Genomic DNA, 22,016 nt, shown 5'->3' with positions numbered 1-22,016 from the left:
TTGGTATCCATAGCGGGCACCTCAGTCCAGCGAACTTACTGCAAGTATAGATTGCCCCAACACGTAAAGGGAACAGCGCCGCGCTCGCCGATCTGAATCAAATTGCCGAATATATCGCGGTCAGCAACTTACCCGCCGCTAAAAATTTGGTGGCTGCAATTTTTACTTCGGTTGAACGCCTAGCCGTGCACCCAGAGTCTGGGCGGAAACCACCGGAAATTGAGCATCTGTATTATCGGGAACTGATCCAGAACCCATGCCGTATATTTTACAAATATGAAAATGACAAGGTATTCATCATCTATATCATGCGACAAGAACGAGAACTCAGGCAGTTTGTGTTAAAAGACAGATCAATGGATTAATTCATTTCGATGCCAACTCAATCAATTACCGATAAATTCTAATCCACTCTTATTTTTTGATCCTATGATAGTTAGTCACGTCGAGTCCAGAACTTTATTTTTATTAATTCATATGGGGATTCCGTTTATCTAACTTGCACACATGGACAAATAGCATTGAGGAATACTTAAGGCGCCCGATAAGATGCATATGAAAATGCAGCTATCATGACCACATACAATATAAATAATACTTTTTTAATCAAAAGGACATCCGCAACAAGCTGATCTAATTTGCTATCATTTAATGCCTTTAGATCCCCGTTTTTCATCACCCTCAAAAACCTGCGGCCTGATAAGATGCCATTGTTCCATATGAGATGTGGGCTACCTAGCTCAGTCCATACTTTAACGTGCTCTCTTTTTAAATGATTTTGTACAGAAACAATTTTCGAAAGATAAATCAACGTGAGAACACCTATAACAATAAAACAAAGAGTCGACACCATAAACAAAAACAGGATTAATTTGTACATGAAACATCCATCATTAAATCATAACCGCATTTAATCAATCCGTTACCGAAAAATACAACTACACACAATTAAAATAAATAAACTGTGCAGAGCTCATCTTTCAATAACACAGACCCCTATAGCAGAATTATAGTTATCAACCCTATAAGATATAACCGAGGAAGTGAGTTCACAGTCAAGTAAGACACCATCAGCAGGATCTCCAGATTCTGAATAATTCATTCGGGTATATCTCCAACCATCATACTTTCTCCCCTTGTATTCAAATATTATCTCTTGATCAATGACAGGCTGGTGCGGCAAGGTAATCGAGCTAACTTTTGTCCAATGAGGTATCGTAAAAAATCCATTCTCATCAGTAATAATGACATGCTCATCCCATCGACCAAACCAATGCGAATTAGCATTAAACATCACTTTCACACCGGAAACAGGATTCCCATTAATAGTAACTTTCCCCGTTAGATCGGTAGTTAACCTATATATATTTAATACCGCGCATCCAGCTAATAAAGGCAATATTAAAAAATGCACTAACTTATTCACATCAACGCATCCATTTGAGTCATTATTTAGTATTTAAAAAATATCACGTATATGGAAGTGTTTGCTTGAGCAACCACAACCCAACCGTCACTCGTACCTGCGAAATACTTAAAGCTCTATCATTGTTGCTGGCCGCTCACCGGATCAGGACAGATCACATCGGCACAGGGCACCGCCTGACGAACGGAGCGTTGTAGCCCCTCCGCCCATACTTCACTTTCCGAGCCAACAAACGGGGTGAACAACCACTCCCACACCGAGGTCCGACTCTCCATCCAGATGTCATGAGCGTAGATTTGCGTGTGTCCACCATGGTTGAGGGTGTAGACCAGTCGCACGCTATCCGGGATCGACACCGGAAGCAGCCCTAGTGTCATACCGGACACCAGCAGTGGATTGCCACAGCGCGTGTAGTACAGCAACTTCGCGTCATGAAGGCTGACGTCAGCCTGTGAATCGCGCCGATATAGAGCGGCCTGTTGCAACATCTGCATTGCCTCGGCGTCTGCCGAAGGCTGCACCACCACAGTCTCGGGATAGTGCTGCAGCGGTTGGTCGGCCATCTCATCCACCAGATAGTAATTCGTGGTACAGCCCGCCAGCAGCCCCAGTAGTCCACCCGCCAACCATTGTCGGTACATCATCAGAATGATCCTGTTTTATGCCGTATGTTCATCCTAGCTACCGCCCCTGACTTGCGGCTGTCACAGCGCCGATGCGGGTTGGCTGCGGGCCTGTGGGTGACGACAGGTACCTTGCGCTTTTTGAGTCCTTAGGCTAGCGCAATCGTTTAACCGGTGGAATGGGTTCGTTTGGCAAAGATGAGCTTTATCTGACTTTTATTTATTAAATCCAGCGGATCGATATCTGTTTCAAGCCACAACGCCAGTGTCCGCGCCGTCTGCCGGGCCGAGTGGCGGGTTGAATGGAGCCGGTGCGCGGTCAGGATGACCGTAAGAGGGAGCGTCACGCCAGGGATGGCGTGTGGCTCCCGGCCGGTGAAGGGCAATCCGCAGCTCGGGGCCTTCCCGGCAGTCGGCATACGCCCGGGCCCGGGATTGCCAAGGGGGAGGCCTTTTCCCCCTTGGCCCACCGCCGTTCGCCGGAGGTGAACAGATCGCCAGCGTCTGCAAGGCGGAACCGGGTCAAACCGATAGCGCGAGATTGACGCCCTTCGACAGGCTCAGGACGAACGGTGAATGAGGCTCAGGATTAGCGGTCGATTAGACTCAGGCCGAAGGATAGATGGGTCTCAGGATGAGCGGATGCCTCCGCTCAGGGCAAATGGCGACGGAAGCCGAGGCCGCACACTGCAGCGAGGCAGGCACCGCGCCCCGGTGCCGACAGCGTCGGCAAAAAGCTGGCGCCCCCCGCCCCCTCAAGGCTACAATTCGCCGCCGACCCCATCAGGTGGGGTCCTCCTGACCTGAAATCAGACCTTAAGAGAGACACTATGTTCAGACCCGAGTTGCTTTCTCCAGCGGGAACGCTGAAGAACATGCGCTATGCGTTCGCCTATGGCGCCGATGCCGTCTACGCTGGCCAACCCCGTTACAGCCTGCGGGTGCGTAACAACGAATTTGACCACGACAATCTGCAACTGGGCATCAATGAAGCCCATGCCCTCGGCAAGAAGTTGTATGTGGTGGCCAACATCCAGCCCCATAACTCCAAGCTCAAGACCTTCGTCCGTGATATGAAGCCGGTGATCGACATGGGCCCTGACGCCCTCATCATGTCCGATCCGGGCCTGATTATGATGGTGCGCGAGCACTTCCCGGAGATGCCAGTGCACTTGTCGGTGCAGGCCAACGCGGTGAACTGGGCCACGGTCAAGTTCTGGGAACAGCAGGGGCTGGAGCGGGTCATTCTGTCGCGCGAGCTCTCCCTGGACGAGATCGAAGAGATCCGTCAGCACTGCCCGACCATCCAGTTGGAAGTCTTTGTCCACGGCGCCCTGTGCATGGCCTACTCCGGCCGTTGCCTGCTCTCCGGCTACCTGAACAAGCGCGACCCGAACCAGGGCACCTGCACCAACGCCTGCCGTTGGGAATACAAGGTCCATGAGGGCAAGCTGGATGACGTCGGCCAGATCGTCCATCGCCAGGAGCCAATCCCGGTGCAAGTCGCCCCGACTCTGGGTCTGGGCCAACCCTCGGATCAGCTGGTGCTGATCGAGGAGAAGAATCGCCCGGGTGAGTTCATGACCGCGTTCGAAGATGAACACGGCACCTACATCATGAACTCCAAGGATCTGCGCGCTATCCAGCACGTGGAGCGCCTGACCCAGCTGGGCGTGCATTCGCTCAAAATCGAAGGCCGCACCAAATCCTTCTATTACTGTGCCCGTACCGCGCAAATTTACCGTCAGGCCATCGATGATGCCGTCGCCGGTCGCCCCTTCAATCCGGATCTGTTCAAGACCCTGGAGAATCTGGCGCACCGTGGCTACACCGAAGGCTTCCTGCGCCGTCATGCCCACAACGAATACCAGAACTACGACTACGGTTACTCGGTCTCCGACAGCCAGCAGTTTGTCGGCGAGATCACTGGCCGAAATAGCGAAGGACTGGTAGAGGTCGAGGTGAAGAACAAGTTCATGCTCGGCAACAGCCTGGAGCTGATGACGCCCCAGGGCAATATCAGCTTCCAGCTTGAGCAGCTGCAAAATCGCAAGGGCGAGCAGATCGACGTGGCCCCGGGCAATGGCCATACCGTCTACCTGCCGGTTCCGGCCGAGGTGGATGTGAACTACGGCATCCTGCTGCGCAACTTTGACGGCGGCGAGAGCACCCGTCAGCCCCATGCCCAAGCCGCAGGTTAAGCATGGCGCTGCTGATTACGGCCAAGTGCATCAACTGTGACATGTGTGAGCCTGAGTGTCCGAATCAGGCCATCACCATGGGTGCCAAGGTGTACGAGATTGATCCCAATCTCTGCACCGAGTGTGTCGGTTTTTACGACCATCAGACCTGTGTCAGCGTTTGCCCGATTGACTGCATCATTTGGGACCCTGATCATGTGGAAACCGAAACCCAGTTGCTGGACAAGTTCGTCGCCCTGCATGGCGGTTAATCTCGGGCTAGATCCCCAGCCGCTGTGATGCATCACAGCGGCTGGAGTCGAGGACGAAAAGCAGACCGTGGGTGGCAGGGATGCTACCCTCGAGCCCCCATGGATGGGTTCACGGCGGGTCTGCGCTCGTTCTGACTCCTGACGCCCCTTCGCGGGAGCGAACTTCAATTTTCAGGATGAGCCAGCCGGGCGCTGGCTCTTAGGAGCAGATCATGGAAAAAGTAACGATTTACGGCAAACCCCAGTGTCCCTACTGCGACATGGCGGTCACCCTGTGCGAGCAACGGGGTTTTGACTTCGAGTACATCGATATCCAGGCCCGCGGCATGGGCATTGCCGAGCTGCATGAGATTGTCGGCAAGCCAGTGCGCACAGTGCCGCAGATCTTGGTCGGCACGACCCACATCGGTGGCTATACCGACTTCTACGCCTATGTGAATAATCAGGGCAACTAGCCATCCGTGAGCCGCTGCTGCGCCTGGCGCCTGCAGCGGCTATGCCGTTATCAGGAGATCCCATGCAAAACATCCTCATCGTCTGTACTGGCGCGCCCTACGGGAGCGAGAGCCTGTACAACGCCCTGCGTCTGGCCATTGCACTCAAAGAACAAGAGGAGTGCAGCGTTGACTTGCGTCTGTTCCTGCTCTCCGATGCCGTGACCGTGGCGCTCAATGGCCAGGCCCCCACCGAAGGCTACAACCTGCGGCAGATGCTGGAAATTCTCAGCGCCCAGCATGTCCCGATGCGCCTGTGCAAGACCTGCACCGACAGCCGGGGGATCAGCGGCTTGCCGCTGGTCGAAGGCATCGAGATCGGCACCATGCCGCTGCTGGCGCGCTGGACCGTTGAAGCCGACAAGGTGATCAACTTCTAGTCAGCTCGGCCGCTAGAACATGCGTCGGATCACGAAAGTTGTTTGCCTGTGTCATAAGCGGCGGGTATAATCCCGCCGCGCATTTTCCCCATCCCGTTCTTTAACATCTGGTGAGTCAATTTATGCATCCAATGCTGAACATTGCCGTTCGTGCGGCCCGTAATGCTGGTCAAATCATTGCCAAAAACTTTGGCGATAACGTCAGCGTCCAAACCGCCGAAAAAGCAAAAAACGATCTGGTAACCAATGTGGATCGTGAGGCGGAACAAACCATAGTTCGCACCCTGCTCAAGGCATATCCCGATCATTGCGTGATCGGCGAAGAGTTCGGCATTCAAGGTAAGGAAGATTCCGATTACCAATGGATCATTGACCCGCTGGATGGCACCACCAATTTCGTCAAGGGTATCCCCCACATCGCCGTTTCTATCGCCCTGCGCATCAAGGGCCGTACCGAAGTGGGCGTCGTGTATGATCCTATCCGGGACGAACTGTTCACCTCCAGCCGTGGTAATGGCGCCCAGCTGAATGGCTACCGTATCCGGGTTGGCCAATCTCGCGATCTGGATGGCTGCATCCTGGCTACCTCCTTCCCGCACCGTCATCGCCACCACCTGGATGCCTACAAGAAGATGTTCAACGGCATTTTTGATGCCTGTGCCGACATCCGCCGCGCCGGTACCGCCAGCCTGGATCTGGTCTACGTGGCCGCAGGTCGCGTCGATGGTTACTGGGAGCTGGGCCTCAAGCCGTGGGATCTGGCCGCAGGCGAGCTGATCGCCCGTGAAGCCGGTGCCATCACCACCGACTTTGCCGGTGGCCATAACTTCTACTCCAGCGGCAACATCGTGTGCGGTAACCCGCGCGTGGTGAAGTCCCTGCTGGAAAAGATCCGCGAAGATCTGCCGGAGTCGCTGGCACGCTAATCCGTGCCGCCACGACCCATCGAGAGCCCGTCCTGGTGACGGGCTTTTTTGTTCAGCCCCATGTCACTGTGTTGGCATCGGGCTCTGGGCAGATGAACCGGCCGCGACACCGCCGCAGGACGCCCCCGAGTGTCGCCGAGCCCATCTGTACCTCACTATGTCTATCGCCATCTTGGGCTCGCGCCCGATGTGGCTCAATCGACCAATAGCTGGAGTTGATTTTATCCATGCAGACCCATGACACCACCGCCGACGGCCAGTTACGTCGCACCCTGAAATCCCGCCATCTGTCGATGATCGCCATCGGTGGCTCTATCGGCACCGGCCTGTTTGTCGCCTCCGGCGCAACAGTCGCCCAAGCCGGACCCGGCGGCGCCCTGCTGGCCTATGCCCTGATTGGCCTGATGGTCTATTTCCTGATGACCAGTCTGGGCGAACTCGCTGCCTTTATGCCGGTTTCCGGCTCCTTTGCCACCTATGGCAGCCACTTTGTCGATCCGGCCTTCGGCTTTGCCCAGGGCTGGAACTACTGGTACAACTGGGCCATTACCGTGGCCGTAGAGCTCGCCGCCGCCAGTATCATCATGAAGTTCTGGTTTCCAGATACCCCAGGTTTTCTGTGGAGTGCGCTGTTTCTCGGCATCATCTTCGGCCTGAACTTCTTCTCGGTGAAAGGGTTCGGTGAGGCCGAATTCTGGTGCTCGCTGATCAAAGTCATTACGGTGCTGATTTTTATCGCCATCGGCGTGCTGATGGTGTTTGGCATCATGAACGGCAGCATGCAGCCGGATTTCGCCAACTTCAGCACCGGTGAAGCGCCGTTTGTCGGCGGGATCCCGGCCGTCATCAGCGTGGCGATGATCGCCGGGTTCTCGTTTCAGGGCACCGAGCTCATCGGCGTGGCCGCCGGTGAATCGGCCGAGCCGGGCAAGAACATTCCTCGCGCCATTCGTCAGGTGTTCTGGCGCATCCTGCTGTTTTACGTGTTCGCCATCCTGATCATCGGCATTCTGATCCCCTATACCGATCCTCTGCTGCTGCGCAACGACGTCACCGATGTCGGCGCCAGCCCCTTCACCCTGGTCTTTGAGCGCGCCGGTCTGGCCTTTGCGGCGGCGGTGATGAATGCGGTGATCCTCTCGGCGATCCTGTCGGCGGGTAACTCCGGCATGTATGCCTCGACCCGTATGCTCTACACCATGGCCCGCAGCGGTATGGCGCCCAAATTCTTTGGCAAGCTCTCCCGCAACGGCGTGCCGCGCAACGCCCTGTATGCCACCACCGTCATCGCCATGTCCTGCTTTTTGACCTCGCTGTTTGGCGATCAAACCGTCTACCTGTGGTTGATGAGCGCCTCGGGGATGAGCGGCTTCATTGCCTGGCTCGGCATCGCCGTCAGCCATTACCGCTTCCGTCGAGGCTTTTTGCGCCAGGGCGGCACACTGCAAGAGCTGCCGTATGTCTCTATGTTCTTCCCGTTTGGCCCGTTGCTGGCCTTCGCCTTGTGTCTGCTGATTGCGCTGGGTCAGGGCTATCAGGGCTTTAGCAGTGGCAGCATCGACTGGAACGGGGTCGCCGCCGCTTACCTCGGTATCCCGCTGTTCTTCCTGTTGTGGCTGGGCTATAAGCTCAAGCACAAGACCCGGGTCGTGCGTCTGGAAGAGATGACCTTTCCGCAACGGGATTAACCGCTGTTGCAATCCATAAAAAAACCGAAGCCCAGGCTTCGGTTTTTTTATGCACGCACTACTGGTTTAGCAACGACTGCTTTAGCGACGGCGTGTCCAATACAGACCGAGCAGCACCAGGCTCCAGAGCCCGCCGAGGCTACCACCGCCCGAGGAGCCGGAATCGGTCGAGCTATCACCGCCGGTAGAATCATCGGTATCGTCATCCCCCGAATCATCATTACCGGTAGCAGTCACCGTCAGGGTTGCCAGCCGTGCTTCCGCGCTATAGGGCGCGCTATCGTTCTTGGTCAAACGCCACTCCAGCAGATGAGTACCCGCCGCGACAGTGACCGAAGAGCTCTGCCAACTGCTGCTGGAGGTGGTCGCCTGTTCGACTCCATCCAGAGAATGGGTCAGCACCGAGTTGCTGTTGCCGCTGACCACACTCCATTCGAAGCTGACGGTCGCAGGCCCGGTCACCGTGGTTTGCAGCACCGATACCGAGTTGTTGCCGCCTTTCCCCGCCACGAGCGGCAGTCGGTTATTGACGCTGACGCCATCCTGCCAGGCGCTATCACCACCGCTGTACCACACCAGGGAGCTGCTGGTAATGGCATTGCTGAAGGTCACCACCGGCAGCACGGTCGCGCTGAGTTTATTCTCCATCACGGTGCCGGAGCTGGAGTCGGTCGCGCTCAGCAGCTCGCTGTAGTCACCAGCGGTCTGATTGGCAAAAATCACCGCAACGCTGCACTCGCCACCTGTCGCCACATCCGCACAGCTATGAGTTCCGAGGCTAAAGCCCGAACCGGTATCCAGCAGCAGAGAAGTCAGGGAGGCCGGACTCTCGCCATTGTTCTGCACGGGAATAGAACCGGTGACGGTATAACCCACCGGCACATAGCCCAGCTCGGTATAGGTATCCATGGACAGATGAGATTGATGCTGACTGAGCCAGGCGCTGTAATTGGCCAGGCGGGTGTACACACCCGGGAAATTAGCCAGTCCGCAACCATTGCCCCAACTGACAATCCCCACCTGCACGGCTGTACTGCTGGAAGTGCCCAGGATCAAGGGACCTCCCGAGTCGCCGTAGCAGCTATCCTTGCCACCGCTCATCTCACCGGCGCAGAGCATATTCTCGGTAATGTCGCCACTATAGGCGGCACTGCAACTGGCATCGGAGAGCAGCGGTATCGCGACCTGCTGCAGAACTTCCGGGTAGTTATAAGGAATGGTCTCCCGGGTTGCCCCCCACCCCATCACCGTCAAGGAGCTACCGGCCGCCAAACTGGCCATGGCGCTATAACCAATCGAGGCCAGAGGATCGATAGCGACCGCAGAGCTCAGATGCAGCAGCGCCAGATCCTGATCGTAGCTCTCGCCGTTGTACTCCGGGTGCACCAGAATACGATCCACCGAGGCCGCCGTACCTGCCGTGCCGGTGCTACTCAAATCATAACCACCGACGCGCACCAGCAGATCCGCAGGCGTGGCATCCTCGACACAATGGGCCGCGGTCAATACCCACTGACTGGCAATCAGGCTGCCACCACAAAAGTGGGCATCATAAGGCGTACCGGTCGAGGCTGCATATTCCAGACTCACGATCCAGGGCCAGGCACCCTGGGTGGCGTTGTCGCCGCCAATGATCCGGGTTTCGGCCGCCTGAGCGCTGGTACTTCCGAGTAGGGCCAGCCCTACCCACATCCACTGTTTCATCACGATCAGATCCTTGCTCTCAATCATCAGGAAAAATACCAGACCCGGGAGCGGTCCGGCTCACTCGGGTTACTCTACTCGGAATCGACCGGTAAATTCAGGTAGCCCCTGTGTAAATAATTATAAAAAAACCCGCCAATTGGCGGGTTTTTGTACCAGAACAAGCAGTGCTTATTCCTGGGTTGGTTCAACGGCAGTCTCGGCAGCCGGAGCTTCTACGTCGGCAACGGGTGCAGGTTCGCCCTGTTCATCACGGATCGCTTCCTTGATGGACAGACGGACACGGCCTTGACGATCCACTTCCAGAACCTTGGCACGGACGATATCGCCCAGCTTCAGGTGATCGGACACATCCTTCACGCGCTCATCGGTGATCTGGGAAATGTGCACCAGACCATCCTTACCCGGCAGAATGTTCACGAAGGCACCGAAGTCCGCCAGACGGGCGACCTTACCTTCGTAGATGCGACCCACTTCCACTTCCGCGGTCAGCGCTTCGATACGACGGATCGCTTCCTTGGCGGCTTCGCCATCCACGGCAGCAATCTTGACGGTACCATCATCATCCAGCTCGATGGTGGTGCCGGTTTCTTCGGTCAGAGCACGGATCACGGAGCCGCCCTTACCGATGACGTCCTTGATCTTCTCAGGGTTGATCTTGATGACGTGGATGCGCGGTGCGAAATCGGAGATATCGGCACGCGGAGCAGCAATCGCCTCATCCATCACCTTCAGGATGTGCAAACGAGCATCGCGAGCTTGCTTCAGGGCGATCTGCATGATCTCCTTGGTGATGCCTTCGATCTTGATGTCCATCTGCAGCGCAGTCACGCCTTCGGTGGTACCAGCTACCTTGAAGTCCATGTCGCCCAGGTGATCTTCATCACCCAGAATGTCGGACAGGACGACAAAGCTGTCGCCTTCCTTGACCAGACCCATAGCGATACCGGCGACAGAGGCCTTGATCGGTACGCCAGCATCCATCAGCGCCAGTGAAGAGCCACAGACGGAAGCCATGGAGGAAGAACCGTTCGACTCGGTGATTTCAGAGACGATGCGGACGGTATATGGGAACTGCTCCGGGCTCGGCATAACAGCCAGCACACCGCGCTTGGCCAGACGGCCGTGGCCGATTTCACGACGCTTCGGTGAACCGACCATGCCAGTCTCACCCACGCAATACGGTGGGAAGTTGTAATGCAGCATGAAGCGGTCGGTGCGCTCACCGGCCAGCTCGTCCAGGTTTTGCGCATCACGCTCGGTGCCCAGAGTACAGGCGACCAGCGCTTGAGTTTCACCGCGGGTGAACAGGGAAGAACCGTGGACACGCGGCAGCAGGCCGGTACCCATGGACAGGGCACGGACCATTTGCGGATCACGGCCATCGATACGCGGTTCGCCACGCAGGACGCGGCCACGCACTATGTCGCTTTCCAGGGCATGGAACATCTCGCCGACCAGCTTGGCATCCTGAGTCGCATCTTCTGCAACGATCTGCTCAACCACTTTTTGCTTCAGGGCAGCGATGGCTTCATAACGCACAGCCTTCTCGGTGATGCGGTAGGCTTCGCCCAGCTCGGCAGTGGCCAGAGCGGCAATCTTGTCCTTGAGCACAGTGTTGACAGCCGGAGCTTGCCAATCCCATGCCTTGGTGCCGACTTCAGCGGCGAATTCGTTGATCGCCTGAATGGCGGTCTGCATCTGCTCGTGACCGTAAACGACGGCACCCAGCATGGTTTCTTCAGACAGGATCTTGGCTTCGGATTCCACCATCAGTACAGCGGCTTCGGTACCGGCAACGACCAGGTCCAGATCGCTGTGCTTGGTTTCGCTGTTGGTCGGGTTCAGTACGTACTGGCCATTGATGTAACCGACACGCGCAGCACCGATCGGGCCGTTGAACGGAATACCGGAGATAGCCAGTGCGGCCGAAGCACCCAGAATGGCGATGATGTCGGTCGGAACCTGCGGGTTGGCAGAGACCACGGTGGCAATCACCTGAACTTCATTGAGGAAACCTTCCGGGAACAGCGGGCGGATCGGGCGGTCAATCAGACGGGAGATCAGAGTTTCTGACTCGCTCGGACGGCCTTCACGCTTGAAGAAACCACCGGGGATACGGCCGGCAGCGTAAGTCCGCTCTTGATAGTTGACGGTCAGCGGGAAGAAATCACGACCCGGAGTCGCCTCTTTTTTACCGACGACGGTGACGAACACGGCAGTGTCGTCCATGCTGGCCATGACGGCACCGGTGGCTTGACGCGCCATAACGCCCGTTTCCAGGGTGACGGTGTGTTGACCGTATTGGAAGGTTTTTACAATAGGATTCACGTGAATTTCCTTTATCTGTTTAGGTCGCTAATTTCGCGCATGATTATATCCGATCAGCCACTAAAGGTAAGCAAGAGCAAGCGCTTCTTTTTTGTGACCGCGACCGAGATCCCGCATTGGAGTCACACGACAACATTGAAAGGCCAGGGATCGGCGGGATTGGCAAGCAAAATCGAGAAAACAAAAAGGAGGCCGAGGCCTCCTTCTTTAAAACTGTTCGGTAATCAACACCGTGCAGTTGCTTACGACGTTGCGACGAATTAACGACGCAGACCCAGCTTCTGGATCAGAGCTTGATAACGAGCAGCGTCTTTACGCTTCAGGTAGTCCAGCAACTTACGACGTTGGGAAACCATACGCAGCAGGCCACGGCGACCGTGGTGATCCTTGCTGTGCACTTCGAAGTGACCTTGCAGGTGGTTGATTGAAGCGGTCAACAGAGCCACTTGGACTTCTGGTGAGCCAGTGTCATTGGTACCACGAGCGTTGTCGGCGACGATTTGTGCTTTGATTTCTGCATTTAGTGACATAGTGATTCTCCAGCTTAATGTGATTTCCCGCCGATCACTAATTCAGCGGGAAAATGGGACGCGGTATTCTGTCATAGCCGCCCCCGGGTCGCAAGTTTTGCGTGTCTATTCGTCGTCGCTTTCGTCGCTGCCGATGCGCACCAGGCGACGAGGTGCCACCTTGCCATCGTCATCGATTTCACCGACACCGATAAATTCCCGTTCATCGCCCACCGTCATGCGGACAAAGCCGCTAGCCGGGACCTGAGCCACCTGAACCGCTTGGCCCTGGGTCACATAGCTGGCCACCACCGCCGACATATTGACCTCCGGCAGGCTATCGACTGCGGTATCCATGGGCAGCAGCAAGGGATCCAGCTCTTCCCGCGGCGGACGGCCTTCGGCCTTGCAGCGCTCGAAAATCGCCTGCAACTGCTCGATGGTCAGCATGCGCTCGGCCGGATAGCTCGCCACCTGGCTGCGATGCAGCTGAGTGACATGGGCGCCACAGCCTAACATCTCACCGAGATCATCGATGATGGTGCGGATGTAAGTTCCCTTGGAGCAATGAATATCCAGCACCAGCTTGTCACCGCTAAACTCCAGCACATTCAGCTCGTAGACGGTGATAGGACGCGCCTCGCGTTCAATCTCGATGCCTTCGCGCGCATATTCATACAGCGGTTTGCCCTGATGCTTCAACGCCGAGAACATGGATGGAACCTGCAGGCTACCACCCCGGAAACTCATCAGTGCCTGCTGCAATTGCGGCTCGGTGAAGGTCAGGGGGCGTGTGCTGATGATGGTGCCATCGGCATCGCTGGTATTGGTCCGTTCACCCAGTTTGGCCGTCACTTGATACCGTTTATCGGCATCCAGCAGGAATTGGGAAAACTTGGTCGCCTCGCCCAGACAGATCGGTAACATACCCGTGGCCAAGGGGTCGAGTGCACCCGTGTGGCCCGCCTTGGCGGCATTGTAGATACGCTTGACCTGCTGGAGTGCGTCGTTGGACGTAATGCCGCTGGGCTTGGCCAGCAACAGGATGCCGTGAACGTCACGGCCTTTAAAGCGACGTCGTCGAGACATCTTTAGTCTTTTGCCTCCTCGTTCTGACCTTCAGCGTGCATGCGCTGTTCGTCTTCACGAATCGTGTTACTGACCAGGTTGGAGATCCGCATGCCTTCAACCAATGTTCTATCGTAAGCAAACCGCAATTCTGGCACCACGCGCAACTGCATGGCTTTACCCAGCAGAATACGAATATAGCCCGAGGCTTCCGTCAAGCCCTTCAAGCCGGTTTCAATACGCTCGGCTTCACTCAGTTCTTCATTCTGCCCGGCATAGTTGAGGAACGTCACGAACACCTTGGCATGCTGCAAATCACCGGACACTTCCACATCCGAGACCGTCACCATACCGATACGCGGGTCTTTGACCTCACGTTGTAAAATCATCGCCACTTCGCGTTGCAACTGCTGGGCAACACGGCTGGCACGACTGAATTCTTTTGCCATTCAAGGCTCCTGAACTAAAAAGGGGGCGTAACGCCCCCCTCGTGGAGATTACAGCGTACGCTGGATCTCGACAATTTCGTAAACTTCAATCTGGTCGCCAGTGCGCACGTCATTGTAGTTCTTGACCGCAATACCACACTCGTAACCATTCTTGACTTCGGCAACGTCATCCTTGAAGCGACGCAGGGATTCCAGCTCGCCTTCATAGATGACCACGTTGTCACGCAACACCCGGATCGGGCTGTTACGCTTGACGGTACCTTCGGTGACCATACAACCGGCGACAGCACCAAACTTCGGTGACTTGAAGACATCACGGACTTCAGCCAGACCGATGATCTGTTGCTTGAATTCCGGAGCCAACATACCGCTCATCGCCTGCTTCACTTCGTCAATCAAATCATAGATGACGGAGTAGTAACGCAGGTCAATGCTCTCGGAATCGATGACGCGACGAGCAGATGCATCGGCACGCACGTTGAAGCCGAGGATGATAGCGTTGGAGGCGGCTGCCAGGCTGGCGTCAGTTTCGGTGATACCACCGACCCCGGAGCCGATAATCTTGACCTTGACTTCATCGGTAGACAACTTGAGCAAGGAGTCACAGATAGCTTCGGTCGAACCCTGTACGTCGGCCTTGAGGACCACGTTGAGCTCGGAGACTTCGCCTTCGCCCAAGCTGGAGAACATGTTTTCCAGTTTGGCCTTCTGCTGACGCGCCAGTTTGACGTCACGGAACTTGCCTTGACGATACAGCGCCACTTCACGGGCTTTCTTCTCGTCACGGACGACGGTCGCTTCATCACCGGCAGCAGGCACGCCTGACAGACCGAGGATTTCCACCGGAATGGAAGGACCCGCTTCCTTGACGTCACGACCCAATTCATCACGCATGGCACGAACACGACCGTATTCGAAACCACACAGAACTATGTCGCCCTGACGCAAAGTACCTTCCTGAACCAGGACGGTAGCAACCGGACCACGACCCTTATCCAGACGGGACTCGATCACCACGCCGCTAGCCATGGCATCACGGACCGCACTCAGTTCGAGAACTTCAGATTGCAGCAGGATGGCATTCAGCAGATCGTCGATCCCTTCGCCGGTCTTGGCCGATACCTTAACGAACTGATGCTCACCGCCCAGATCTTCAGCGACAACGCCATAACGGGTCAATTCGGTCATGACACGCATGGGCTCGGCAGTCGGTTTGTCGACCTTGGTCACGGCAACCACCAACGGCACATTACCGGCGGTGGCATGCTGGATGGCTTCAATGGTTTGCGGCATGACGCCATCGTCCGCTGCAACAACCAGTACCACGATATCGGTCGCCTTGGCGCCCCGAGCACGCATGGCGGTAAACGCGGCGTGGCCCGGAGTATCCAGGAAGGTGATCATGCCATTGTCGGTTTCAACATGGTAAGCACCGATATGCTGGGTAATACCACCAGCTTCACCCGCGGCCACTTTGGCCTTACGAATGTAGTCAAGCAGAGAGGTCTTACCATGGTCAACGTGACCCATGATGGTCACAACCGGGGCACGACCTTCCGCCTTGGCGGTGGAGTCACGGTCTTGCATCACGGCTTCTTCCAGCTCGTTTTCACGACGCAGGATAACCTTGTGGCCCATCTCTTCGGCAACCAGTTGCGCGGTTTCCTGATCGATGACCTGATTGATGGTCGCCATGGCACCCATCTTCATCATCACCTTGATGACTTCGACACCCTTGACCGCCATCTTGGCCGCCAATTCGCCAACGGTGACAGTCTCACCGATCACCACATCACGGGTCACAGGTTGCACCGGCTTGTTGAAGCCATGCTGAATAGAGCTCTTGCTACGCTTGCCTTTGCGCTGACGGGAGTTGCGCTCTTCGCGAGCATCGTCCTCACGGCTCTTGGTCTTCTTGACCACACCACGGCGACGATTACGGGCTTCTTCCTCGCGTTCACGCTGCGCTTCGGCTTCTTTGACAAAAGTAGAAGTGGTTGCCGCATCGTCGTCTTGCTCTTCGGCTTTACGACGTGCTGCTTCTTCTTCTGCCCAACGAGCACTATTTTCTTCGGCCAGGCGTTTGGCCTCTTCAGCGATACGAGCAGTCTCTTCCTCAACCTTGCGGAGGACTTCCTGCTCTTGCTGACGTTTCAATGCCTCTGCTTCACGCTTGGCCATCTCTTCTGCCTCTTGGCGAGCCTTTCTCTCGGCGTCAGTTTCATTACTGTGCGCCGCCTTGCGTGCCTTGTCCTTGGCATCCGCGTCAACTTTGGCTTTCGCCTCGGCTTTAGCCTTCGCTTCTGCTTCTGCCTTGGCTTTAGCTTCAGCCAAGACGCTGGCCTCTGCGGCCTTACGAGCGGCTTCAGCTTCGCGCTGAGCTAACTCTTCGGCTGCTTTGAGTTCTTCATCGGCAGCAGAACGACGGACATAGGTACGAGATTTACGTACTTCTACTTGTACGGACTTGTTCTTACCACCTGCACCTTGAACACTCAAGGTACTTTTCGTCTTGCGTTGCAACGTCATACGTTTGGGTTCAGCGTCATCGCTGCCGCCATGTTGCTTCTTCAGATGAGCAAGCAGAGCTTGCTTTTCATCTTCGCTGACCATTTCATCGACAGACTTGCGGATCCCTGCATCAGTAAACTGCTGAAGAAGACGCTCAACCGATGTGTCAATGTCGGTGGCCAGTTGTGTTACGGATACTTCTGACATTCATTACCTCCGCAGCTTTATTCGGCCTGCTCACCGAACCAGCAGATATTGCGAGCAGCCATGATGAGTTGGCCCGCTTTCTCTTCGGTCATACCGTCGATCCCCATCAGATCGTCAATTCCTTGCTCAGCCAGGTCTTCGAGAGTCCCGATCCCGCGAGCCGCCAGCATATAGGCCATTTCACGACCGATACCTTTGAGCCCCAGCAGGTCTTCTGCCGGTTCAACGCCTTCGAAGGACTCTTCTTTGGCCAGAGCGCGAGTACTGAGTGCTTGCTTAGCGCGGCCTCGTAACTCTTCAACTGTACCTTCATCAAAACCATCGATGGAGAGCAGCTCATTCAGAGGTACATAAGCAATTTCTTCGATGGTCGAGAAACCTTCGTCGATCAGCACTTCAGCAAACTCATCATCAATGTCCAGCGCCTGAGTAAACAGGTTCAGGATGCGATCCTTTTCCGCTTGATGCTTGGCTTGCATGTCTTCCACAGTCATGACGTTCAGTTCCCAACCGGTGAGTTGAGAAGCCAGGCGGACGTTTTGACCATTGCGACCGATGGCTTGCGCCAGGTTGCTGGAGATGACCGCGATATCCATGGTGTGGTTATCTTCATCCACGATGATGGAAGCCACGTCGGCCGGCGCCATGGCATTGATCACGTACTGGGCAGGATTATCATCCCACAGCACGATATCGATGCGCTCGCCACCCAATTCACTGGATATAGCCTGAACACGAGCACCGCGCATACCCACGCAAGCTCCAATCGGATCGATACGGCGATCATTGGTCTTGACCGCAATCTTGGCCCGGGAACCCGGATCACGGGCAGCACCCTTGACATCGATCACTTCTTCACCGATTTCAGGTACTTCGATACGGAACAGCTCGATGAGGAAATCAGGGTTGGCCCGGCTGATAAACAGTTGGGAACCGCGAGCCTCTGGACGTACCGCCGCCAGCAAACCACGCACCCGGTCACCCGGACGGAAGGATTCGCGGGGCAGCATATCTTCACGATACAAGACGCCTTCGGCGTTGTTCCCCAGATCCAGAATCACGTTGTCACGATTCTGCTTCTTCACCACCGCGGTAATAATGGAGCCTTCCAGATCCTTGAACTGTTCGACCACTTGCGCACGTTCAGCTTCACGGACCTTTTGCACAATTACTTGTTTGGCGGTCTGAGTGGTAATACGGTCGAAGGTAACTGAGTCGATCTCGTCTTCGATGTACTCACCCAACTGGATTTCCGGCTCTTCGACACGCGCGGCATCGAAGGTAATCTCACGATAGGGATTCTCTAGCTGACCTTGAGCATCAACAACCTGCCAACGGCGATAGGTTATATAGTCACCGGTCTTGCGATCGATGCTGACTCGAACCTCGATATCGCCTTCATATTTTTTCTTCGTTGCAGTTGCCAGTGCCGTTTCCAAAGCCTGGAAGATCTTCTCACGGGGCACGGCTTTTTCGTTAGAAACCGCTTCTACAACTGCCAAAATCTCTTTATTCATCTCCGACAGCCTCGTTAATCAAAGTTCGGAACCAGATTTGCCTGCTGAATATTGGCAAAGGCAACCGTTTCTTCATTACCATCAACGACCAGGACGAGCATTTCGCCCTCGATACGTGTGATAACACCCTTGTATTTACGGCGGTTATTCACCGCCATGCGTAGCGTCAGGCTAACCTGTTCGCCTAAATATTTTTCGTACTGACTGGGCTTAAACAGAAGACGATCCATCCCGGGAGAAGAAACCTCCAGGTTATATTCCGTCGTGATGGGATCTTCAACGTCCAGAATACTGCTGACCTGGTGACTAACCTCGGCACAGTTCTCGACGGTGATGCCATTTTCATGGTCAATAAATACGCGCAGGGTCGAATGCTTGCCAGCACGGACAAATTCAATACCCCAGAGTTCGAAGCCAAGTGACTCGACAGGACTCTCCAACATCTGGATTAGCCGTTGTTCCAACGTAGCCAATGCGACCCTCCAAAAATGAAAAAAGGGCATGAAGCCCAGTACAATGATTCACGCCAAGACCCTGGCGCAAATCGCAAATAACAAAAAGCCCCGATTATTCAAATCGGGGCTTCACAACAGGACCCTGATTGTCGTCTCGCGGCGACCGTCCTTGATGATTCAGTAAGGACGTGACTGAAATTGGTTGCGGGGGCCGGATTTGAACCGACGACCTTCGGGTTATGAGCCCGACGAGCTACCAGGCTGCTCCACCCCGCGTCCGAAATCGTGCGAGATTATAGTCGCTTGCGAATCAGGCTTCAAGCAACGCGACTCACTTCTAAACATTGGTGCCCAGCGCGGGACTTGAACCCGCACGCCCGAAAGCACTACCCCCTCAAGATAGCGTGTCTACCAATTCCACCAGCTGGGCAATAACTCTTCTTTAGTTCGGTACGTCAGCGTCTTTCTGGACCGGCGCTTCGACTACCTTTTCTTTCACCTGCTCAACAGCAGCCGGAGCAGACAGATCGGTCCAGTTCTCGGCAGGCTTGGTACGATTGTGACTCATAGCACCCAACACCAGGCTCAGCACAAAAAACAGAGTTGCCAGAATGCCGGTGGCACGGGTCATGAAGTTACCAGAGCCGGATGAACCGAACACGGTGTTGGATGCGCCGGCGCCGAAAGAAGCACCCATGCTTGCACCCTTACCTTGCTGGACCAACACCAAGCCAATAACAGCCAGAGCGACCAACAGATAAACCACCAATAAAATTTCGTACATAATCACACCTTAAGCTGACTTGCAGATGTATATCGACATCTAGATGTCGGGCTGTGCCAGCAAGGCACCGACCAAGCGCTTGTCTTGACCGCGAGCAATGACGAGGATCACTGCTCTAGAAATCTGGATTGCCCGAAGCAGTGCTTCGACGCATGAGCCCCGTCAGATACAAAAGCCGTCAGCAACGACCTCCTGTTCGGGAGCGGGGCTAATACTATCCAGCTCGATCATCACTGACAAGCAGTTTTTTCCAATTCAGGTTCGTTTGCGCATTTTGTCGGCAAAACAGATACCTAGAATATTTTCCGCTTTATGGAACCAACTTGACGCGATCTGCAATCCGCTGCGCCAGGCTATTCACCAACGCCGCATCCTCCCCTTCCACCATCACCCGGATCAGGGGTTCGGTGCCAGATTTACGCAATAAGACTCGACCTCGACCGGCCAACTCACTCTCGGCTCGGGCCACTTCTGCCAATACATCGGCATCTAGAGTTGGATCCTGGCTGGCAGTAAAGCGAACATTCACCAGCACCTGCGGAAACTTGCGCATTCCCGAGCGTAGAGTTTGTAAGTCACAGCGCTGATGTATCATCGCCTGCAGCACTTGCAACGCTGCGACAATACCATCACCAGTCGTCGCATGATCCAGATGGATGACATGGCCGGAATTTTCTCCGCCCAAGCGCCATCCCCGCTCTTTGAGCATCTCCATCACATAGCGATCGCCCACCTTGGCGCGACAGAAGGGGACATCCAGCTCTTGTAACGCCAATTCCAGGCCCAGGTTCGACATCAGGGTACCGACGACGCCTCCCGAGAGCTTTCCTTGGGCCCGTTGATCACGAGCAATCATATAGATGATTTCATCACCATCGATGAGATAACCGGTTTGATCCACCATCATCACCCGATCGCCATCACCATCAAAGGCAATCCCCAGATCCGCCTGTTCGGCCAGCACCCGAGCCACCAAGGCCTCCGGCTCGGTAGAGCCAACCCCGGCATTGATATTCAAGCCATCAGGCGTGCAACCTATTGCGATGACTTCCGCTCCGAGTTCGCGAAACACAGATGGCGCTATGTGATAGGTAGCCCCGTGTGCGCAATCCAGCACAATCTTCAGGCCATCCAGACTCAACTCTCCGGGGAAGGAGCTCTTGCAGTATTCGATGTAGCGCCCGGGCGCATCATCAATCCGGTTGGCCTTGCCCAGCTTGGCCGACTCGACACAACTCATGGGTTGATCCAGCTCGGCTTCGATTTCGAGCTCCACCTCATCGGGTAACTTGGTGCCATCCTGGGAGAAAAATTTGATGCCGTTGTCGTAATACGGATTATGGGAGGCACTGATCACTACACCCGCTTCGGCGCGAAACGCCCGGGTCAAATAGGCGACTGCAGGGGTCGGCATGGGGCCCAGCAGCACGGCTTTGATCCCGGCAGCCGATAAGCCGGCTTCCAGAGCAGATTCCAGCATGTATCCCGAGATCCGAGTATCTTTGCCGATCAATACCTTGCGGGTACCTTGCTTGGCCAGCACCTTACCAGCCGCCCAACCCAGCTTCATAACAAAATCAGGGGTAATAGGAAACTCGCCGACCAAACCTCGAATGCCGTCGGTACCAAAATACTTTCTACTCATAACTTCATGTTCTCTCGTTGCTGAACTGCGTCGCGTAGGAGAATACCCGCAAGGCATCTACCGTTTCTTTGACATCATGCACGCGGATAATATGCGCACCTTGCGTAAATGCAAAGAGTGCGGCCGCCAGACTGCCCGCCAGTCGTGCATCAACCGGGCGCTGAAGTAGGTTACCAATCATCGATTTGCGCGACAGACCGACCAGCAGTGGCAAACCGAATCCGGCAAACTCACTCATTCGCCCCAGCAGTTCATAATTCTGTTCCAGCGTTTTGCCGAAGCCGAATCCGGGGTCCAGGAGCAGCGCCTCGCGATCTATCCCGGCTGCTACACAAGCCGCAACCCGTTCTTGGAAAAATGTCCGAATATCAACGATCAGCTCGTCATAGTGAGGTGACGCTTGCATGGTCCGCGGCGCACCTTGCATATGCATCAGGCACACAGGCACTTGCGCCTGGGCGGCAATTGCCAAGGCTCCCGGCTCGGCCAGGGCTCGAATATCATTGATCAAATGAGCACCGGCAGCCGTGGTTTCACGCATCACCTCGGGCTTGTAGGTATCCACGGAGATCCAGACATCCAGCTCGGCTGCCAGCCGTTCGACGACAGGCACCACACGAGCCAGCTCCTCATCCAGCCCGACTTCATCCGCCCCCGGACGAGTCGACTCACCGCCGATGTCGATGAGGGTGGCACCCTCTTCAACCATGGATTGTGCACGGCGTAATGCCCTATCCAGCTCCAGGTAACGGGCACCATCCGAAAAGGAGTCCGGCGTGACATTCAGGATCCCCATCACCTGAGGCTGAGCCAGGTCGAGCACTCGCCCTTTACTACGCAATAACAT

General features: G+C 55.5%; 21 protein-coding genes and 2 tRNA genes. 7 read left to right on the top strand and 16 right to left on the bottom strand.

All coding sequences use genetic code 11. From position 1 onward, the window contains the following. The first annotated feature begins 50 nt into the window (after nucleotides 1–50). Nucleotides 51–365, top strand: a complete 315-nt coding sequence (locus tag ACYVG7_RS07590) for a type II toxin-antitoxin system RelE/ParE family toxin (protein ID WP_460882581.1) — start codon at nucleotides 51–53, stop codon at nucleotides 363–365. Nucleotides 366–532: 167 nt separating this feature from the next. Here ACYVG7_RS07590 and ACYVG7_RS07585 read toward each other — a convergent pair whose 3' ends face one another. The 3 genes from ACYVG7_RS07585 to ACYVG7_RS07575 form a co-directional block, all read right to left on the bottom strand. After that, the gene (locus ACYVG7_RS07585; RefSeq protein WP_460882579.1) at nucleotides 533–880 is read right to left on the bottom strand and encodes a hypothetical protein; all 348 of its coding nucleotides are present in this window, start codon (nucleotides 878–880) and stop codon (nucleotides 533–535) included. Between the two features lie 93 nt (nucleotides 881–973). Then, nucleotides 974–1,426 (bottom strand): DUF6795 domain-containing protein, encoded by a 453-nt coding sequence (locus ACYVG7_RS07580; protein WP_460882578.1) that lies wholly within the window; start codon nucleotides 1,424–1,426, stop codon nucleotides 974–976. Nucleotides 1,427–1,545: 119 nt separating this feature from the next. Then, on the bottom strand, nucleotides 1,546–2,070 hold the full coding sequence (locus tag ACYVG7_RS07575) for a hypothetical protein (protein WP_460882577.1): 525 nt from the start codon (nucleotides 2,068–2,070) through the stop codon (nucleotides 1,546–1,548). Nucleotides 2,071–2,879: 809 nt separating this feature from the next. Between ACYVG7_RS07575 and trhP the strand changes: the two genes are divergently transcribed. From trhP to ACYVG7_RS07545, 6 genes are all read left to right on the top strand, one after another. Then, nucleotides 2,880–4,250: a prephenate-dependent tRNA uridine(34) hydroxylase TrhP gene (trhP, locus tag ACYVG7_RS07570; protein ID WP_460882576.1), complete on the top strand. Its 1,371-nt coding sequence runs from the start codon at nucleotides 2,880–2,882 to the stop codon at nucleotides 4,248–4,250. A 2-nt stretch (nucleotides 4,251–4,252) separates the two neighbouring features. Beyond that, a complete protein-coding gene (locus ACYVG7_RS07565) occupies nucleotides 4,253–4,501 on the top strand; it encodes a YfhL family 4Fe-4S dicluster ferredoxin (protein ID WP_460882575.1) in 249 nt (82 codons plus the stop codon). 212 nt (nucleotides 4,502–4,713) lie between these two features. Further along, nucleotides 4,714–4,956 carry a GrxA family glutaredoxin gene (locus ACYVG7_RS07560; RefSeq protein WP_460882574.1) on the top strand — a complete coding sequence of 81 codons (243 nt, stop codon included), beginning with the start codon at nucleotides 4,714–4,716 and terminating at the stop codon, nucleotides 4,954–4,956. Nucleotides 4,957–5,018: 62 nt separating this feature from the next. Next, nucleotides 5,019–5,375 carry a DsrE/DsrF/TusD sulfur relay family protein gene (locus tag ACYVG7_RS07555; protein ID WP_460882573.1) on the top strand — a complete coding sequence of 119 codons (357 nt, stop codon included), beginning with the start codon at nucleotides 5,019–5,021 and terminating at the stop codon, nucleotides 5,373–5,375. 122 nt (nucleotides 5,376–5,497) lie between these two features. Continuing rightward, nucleotides 5,498–6,301, top strand: a complete 804-nt coding sequence (gene suhB, locus ACYVG7_RS07550) for an inositol-1-monophosphatase (protein WP_460882572.1) — start codon at nucleotides 5,498–5,500, stop codon at nucleotides 6,299–6,301. Nucleotides 6,302–6,528: 227 nt separating this feature from the next. Beyond that, nucleotides 6,529–7,989 carry an amino acid permease gene (locus ACYVG7_RS07545; protein WP_460882571.1) on the top strand — a complete coding sequence of 487 codons (1,461 nt, stop codon included), beginning with the start codon at nucleotides 6,529–6,531 and terminating at the stop codon, nucleotides 7,987–7,989. Nucleotides 7,990–8,070: 81 nt separating this feature from the next. On the opposite strand, the gene ACYVG7_RS07540 is transcribed toward ACYVG7_RS07545, so the two are convergent. The 13 genes from ACYVG7_RS07540 to folP form a co-directional block, all read right to left on the bottom strand. Beyond that, nucleotides 8,071–9,720 carry a trypsin-like serine protease gene (locus tag ACYVG7_RS07540; protein ID WP_460882570.1) on the bottom strand — a complete coding sequence of 550 codons (1,650 nt, stop codon included), beginning with the start codon at nucleotides 9,718–9,720 and terminating at the stop codon, nucleotides 8,071–8,073. Between the two features lie 144 nt (nucleotides 9,721–9,864). Next, on the bottom strand, nucleotides 9,865–12,024 hold the full coding sequence (gene pnp / locus ACYVG7_RS07535; RefSeq protein WP_460882569.1) for a polyribonucleotide nucleotidyltransferase: 2,160 nt from the start codon (nucleotides 12,022–12,024) through the stop codon (nucleotides 9,865–9,867). 260 nt (nucleotides 12,025–12,284) lie between these two features. After that, nucleotides 12,285–12,554 carry a 30S ribosomal protein S15 gene (rpsO, locus tag ACYVG7_RS07530; RefSeq protein WP_460882568.1) on the bottom strand — a complete coding sequence of 90 codons (270 nt, stop codon included), beginning with the start codon at nucleotides 12,552–12,554 and terminating at the stop codon, nucleotides 12,285–12,287. Nucleotides 12,555–12,659: 105 nt separating this feature from the next. Further along, nucleotides 12,660–13,622: a tRNA pseudouridine(55) synthase TruB gene (truB, locus tag ACYVG7_RS07525; protein ID WP_460882567.1), complete on the bottom strand. Its 963-nt coding sequence runs from the start codon at nucleotides 13,620–13,622 to the stop codon at nucleotides 12,660–12,662. A gap of 2 nt (nucleotides 13,623–13,624) precedes the next feature. After that, nucleotides 13,625–14,050 carry a 30S ribosome-binding factor RbfA gene (gene rbfA / locus ACYVG7_RS07520; protein ID WP_460882566.1) on the bottom strand — a complete coding sequence of 142 codons (426 nt, stop codon included), beginning with the start codon at nucleotides 14,048–14,050 and terminating at the stop codon, nucleotides 13,625–13,627. 48 nt (nucleotides 14,051–14,098) lie between these two features. Continuing rightward, complete coding sequence (gene infB / locus ACYVG7_RS07515; protein WP_460882565.1) at nucleotides 14,099–16,768, bottom strand: translation initiation factor IF-2; 2,670 nt, start codon at nucleotides 16,766–16,768, stop codon at nucleotides 14,099–14,101. 17 nt (nucleotides 16,769–16,785) lie between these two features. Then, complete coding sequence (gene nusA / locus ACYVG7_RS07510; RefSeq protein ID WP_460882564.1) at nucleotides 16,786–18,285, bottom strand: transcription termination factor NusA; 1,500 nt, start codon at nucleotides 18,283–18,285, stop codon at nucleotides 16,786–16,788. Between the two features lie 14 nt (nucleotides 18,286–18,299). Continuing rightward, the gene (rimP, locus tag ACYVG7_RS07505; RefSeq protein WP_460882563.1) at nucleotides 18,300–18,758 is read right to left on the bottom strand and encodes a ribosome maturation factor RimP; all 459 of its coding nucleotides are present in this window, start codon (nucleotides 18,756–18,758) and stop codon (nucleotides 18,300–18,302) included. A 181-nt stretch (nucleotides 18,759–18,939) separates the two neighbouring features. Further along, nucleotides 18,940–19,016: transfer RNA gene (locus tag ACYVG7_RS07500), tRNA-Met, on the bottom strand. 69 nt (nucleotides 19,017–19,085) lie between these two features. Further along, nucleotides 19,086–19,170, bottom strand: a tRNA-Leu gene (locus ACYVG7_RS07495). Nucleotides 19,171–19,182: 12 nt separating this feature from the next. Further along, entirely contained in the window at nucleotides 19,183–19,524 is a 342-nt protein-coding gene (secG, locus tag ACYVG7_RS07490; protein ID WP_460882562.1) for a preprotein translocase subunit SecG, read from the bottom strand. 310 nt (nucleotides 19,525–19,834) lie between these two features. Then, entirely contained in the window at nucleotides 19,835–21,169 is a 1,335-nt protein-coding gene (glmM, locus tag ACYVG7_RS07485; protein ID WP_460882561.1) for a phosphoglucosamine mutase, read from the bottom strand. A gap of 4 nt (nucleotides 21,170–21,173) precedes the next feature. Next, a complete protein-coding gene (gene folP, locus ACYVG7_RS07480) occupies nucleotides 21,174–22,016 on the bottom strand; it encodes a dihydropteroate synthase (protein ID WP_460882560.1) in 843 nt (280 codons plus the stop codon).

The sequence above is a fragment of the Pseudaeromonas pectinilytica genome (genome assembly GCF_054780855.1).
The sequence above is the reverse complement of the archived record's forward strand: the minus strand, read 5'-3'. Positions and strand labels throughout refer to the sequence as shown.

What these genes read in the sequence shown, in the direction of transcription:
- ACYVG7_RS07585 (WP_460882579.1), bottom strand. Translation starts at nt 880, where the DNA reads ATGTACAAATTAATCCTGTTTTTGTTTATGGTGTCGACTCTTTGTTTT.
- ACYVG7_RS07575 (WP_460882577.1), bottom strand. Translation starts at nt 2,070, where the DNA reads ATGATGTACCGACAATGGTTGGCGGGTGGACTACTGGGGCTGCTGGCG.
- trhP (WP_460882576.1), top strand. Translation starts at nt 2,880, where the DNA reads ATGTTCAGACCCGAGTTGCTTTCTCCAGCGGGAACGCTGAAGAACATG.
- ACYVG7_RS07565 (WP_460882575.1), top strand. Translation starts at nt 4,253, where the DNA reads ATGGCGCTGCTGATTACGGCCAAGTGCATCAACTGTGACATGTGTGAG.
- ACYVG7_RS07560 (WP_460882574.1), top strand. Translation starts at nt 4,714, where the DNA reads ATGGAAAAAGTAACGATTTACGGCAAACCCCAGTGTCCCTACTGCGAC.
- ACYVG7_RS07555 (WP_460882573.1), top strand. Translation starts at nt 5,019, where the DNA reads ATGCAAAACATCCTCATCGTCTGTACTGGCGCGCCCTACGGGAGCGAG.
- suhB (WP_460882572.1), top strand. Translation starts at nt 5,498, where the DNA reads ATGCATCCAATGCTGAACATTGCCGTTCGTGCGGCCCGTAATGCTGGT.
- ACYVG7_RS07545 (WP_460882571.1), top strand. Translation starts at nt 6,529, where the DNA reads ATGCAGACCCATGACACCACCGCCGACGGCCAGTTACGTCGCACCCTG.
- ACYVG7_RS07540 (WP_460882570.1), bottom strand. Translation starts at nt 9,720, where the DNA reads ATGATTGAGAGCAAGGATCTGATCGTGATGAAACAGTGGATGTGGGTA.
- rpsO (WP_460882568.1), bottom strand. Translation starts at nt 12,554, where the DNA reads ATGTCACTAAATGCAGAAATCAAAGCACAAATCGTCGCCGACAACGCT.
- truB (WP_460882567.1), bottom strand. Translation starts at nt 13,622, where the DNA reads ATGTCTCGACGACGTCGCTTTAAAGGCCGTGACGTTCACGGCATCCTG.
- rbfA (WP_460882566.1), bottom strand. Translation starts at nt 14,050, where the DNA reads ATGGCAAAAGAATTCAGTCGTGCCAGCCGTGTTGCCCAGCAGTTGCAA.
- infB (WP_460882565.1), bottom strand. Translation starts at nt 16,768, where the DNA reads ATGTCAGAAGTATCCGTAACACAACTGGCCACCGACATTGACACATCG.
- nusA (WP_460882564.1), bottom strand. Translation starts at nt 18,285, where the DNA reads ATGAATAAAGAGATTTTGGCAGTTGTAGAAGCGGTTTCTAACGAAAAA.
- secG (WP_460882562.1), bottom strand. Translation starts at nt 19,524, where the DNA reads ATGTACGAAATTTTATTGGTGGTTTATCTGTTGGTCGCTCTGGCTGTT.
- glmM (WP_460882561.1), bottom strand. Translation starts at nt 21,169, where the DNA reads ATGAGTAGAAAGTATTTTGGTACCGACGGCATTCGAGGTTTGGTCGGC.
- folP (WP_460882560.1), bottom strand. Translation starts at nt 22,016, where the DNA reads ATGTTATTGCGTAGTAAAGGGCGAGTGCTCGACCTGGCTCAGCCTCAG.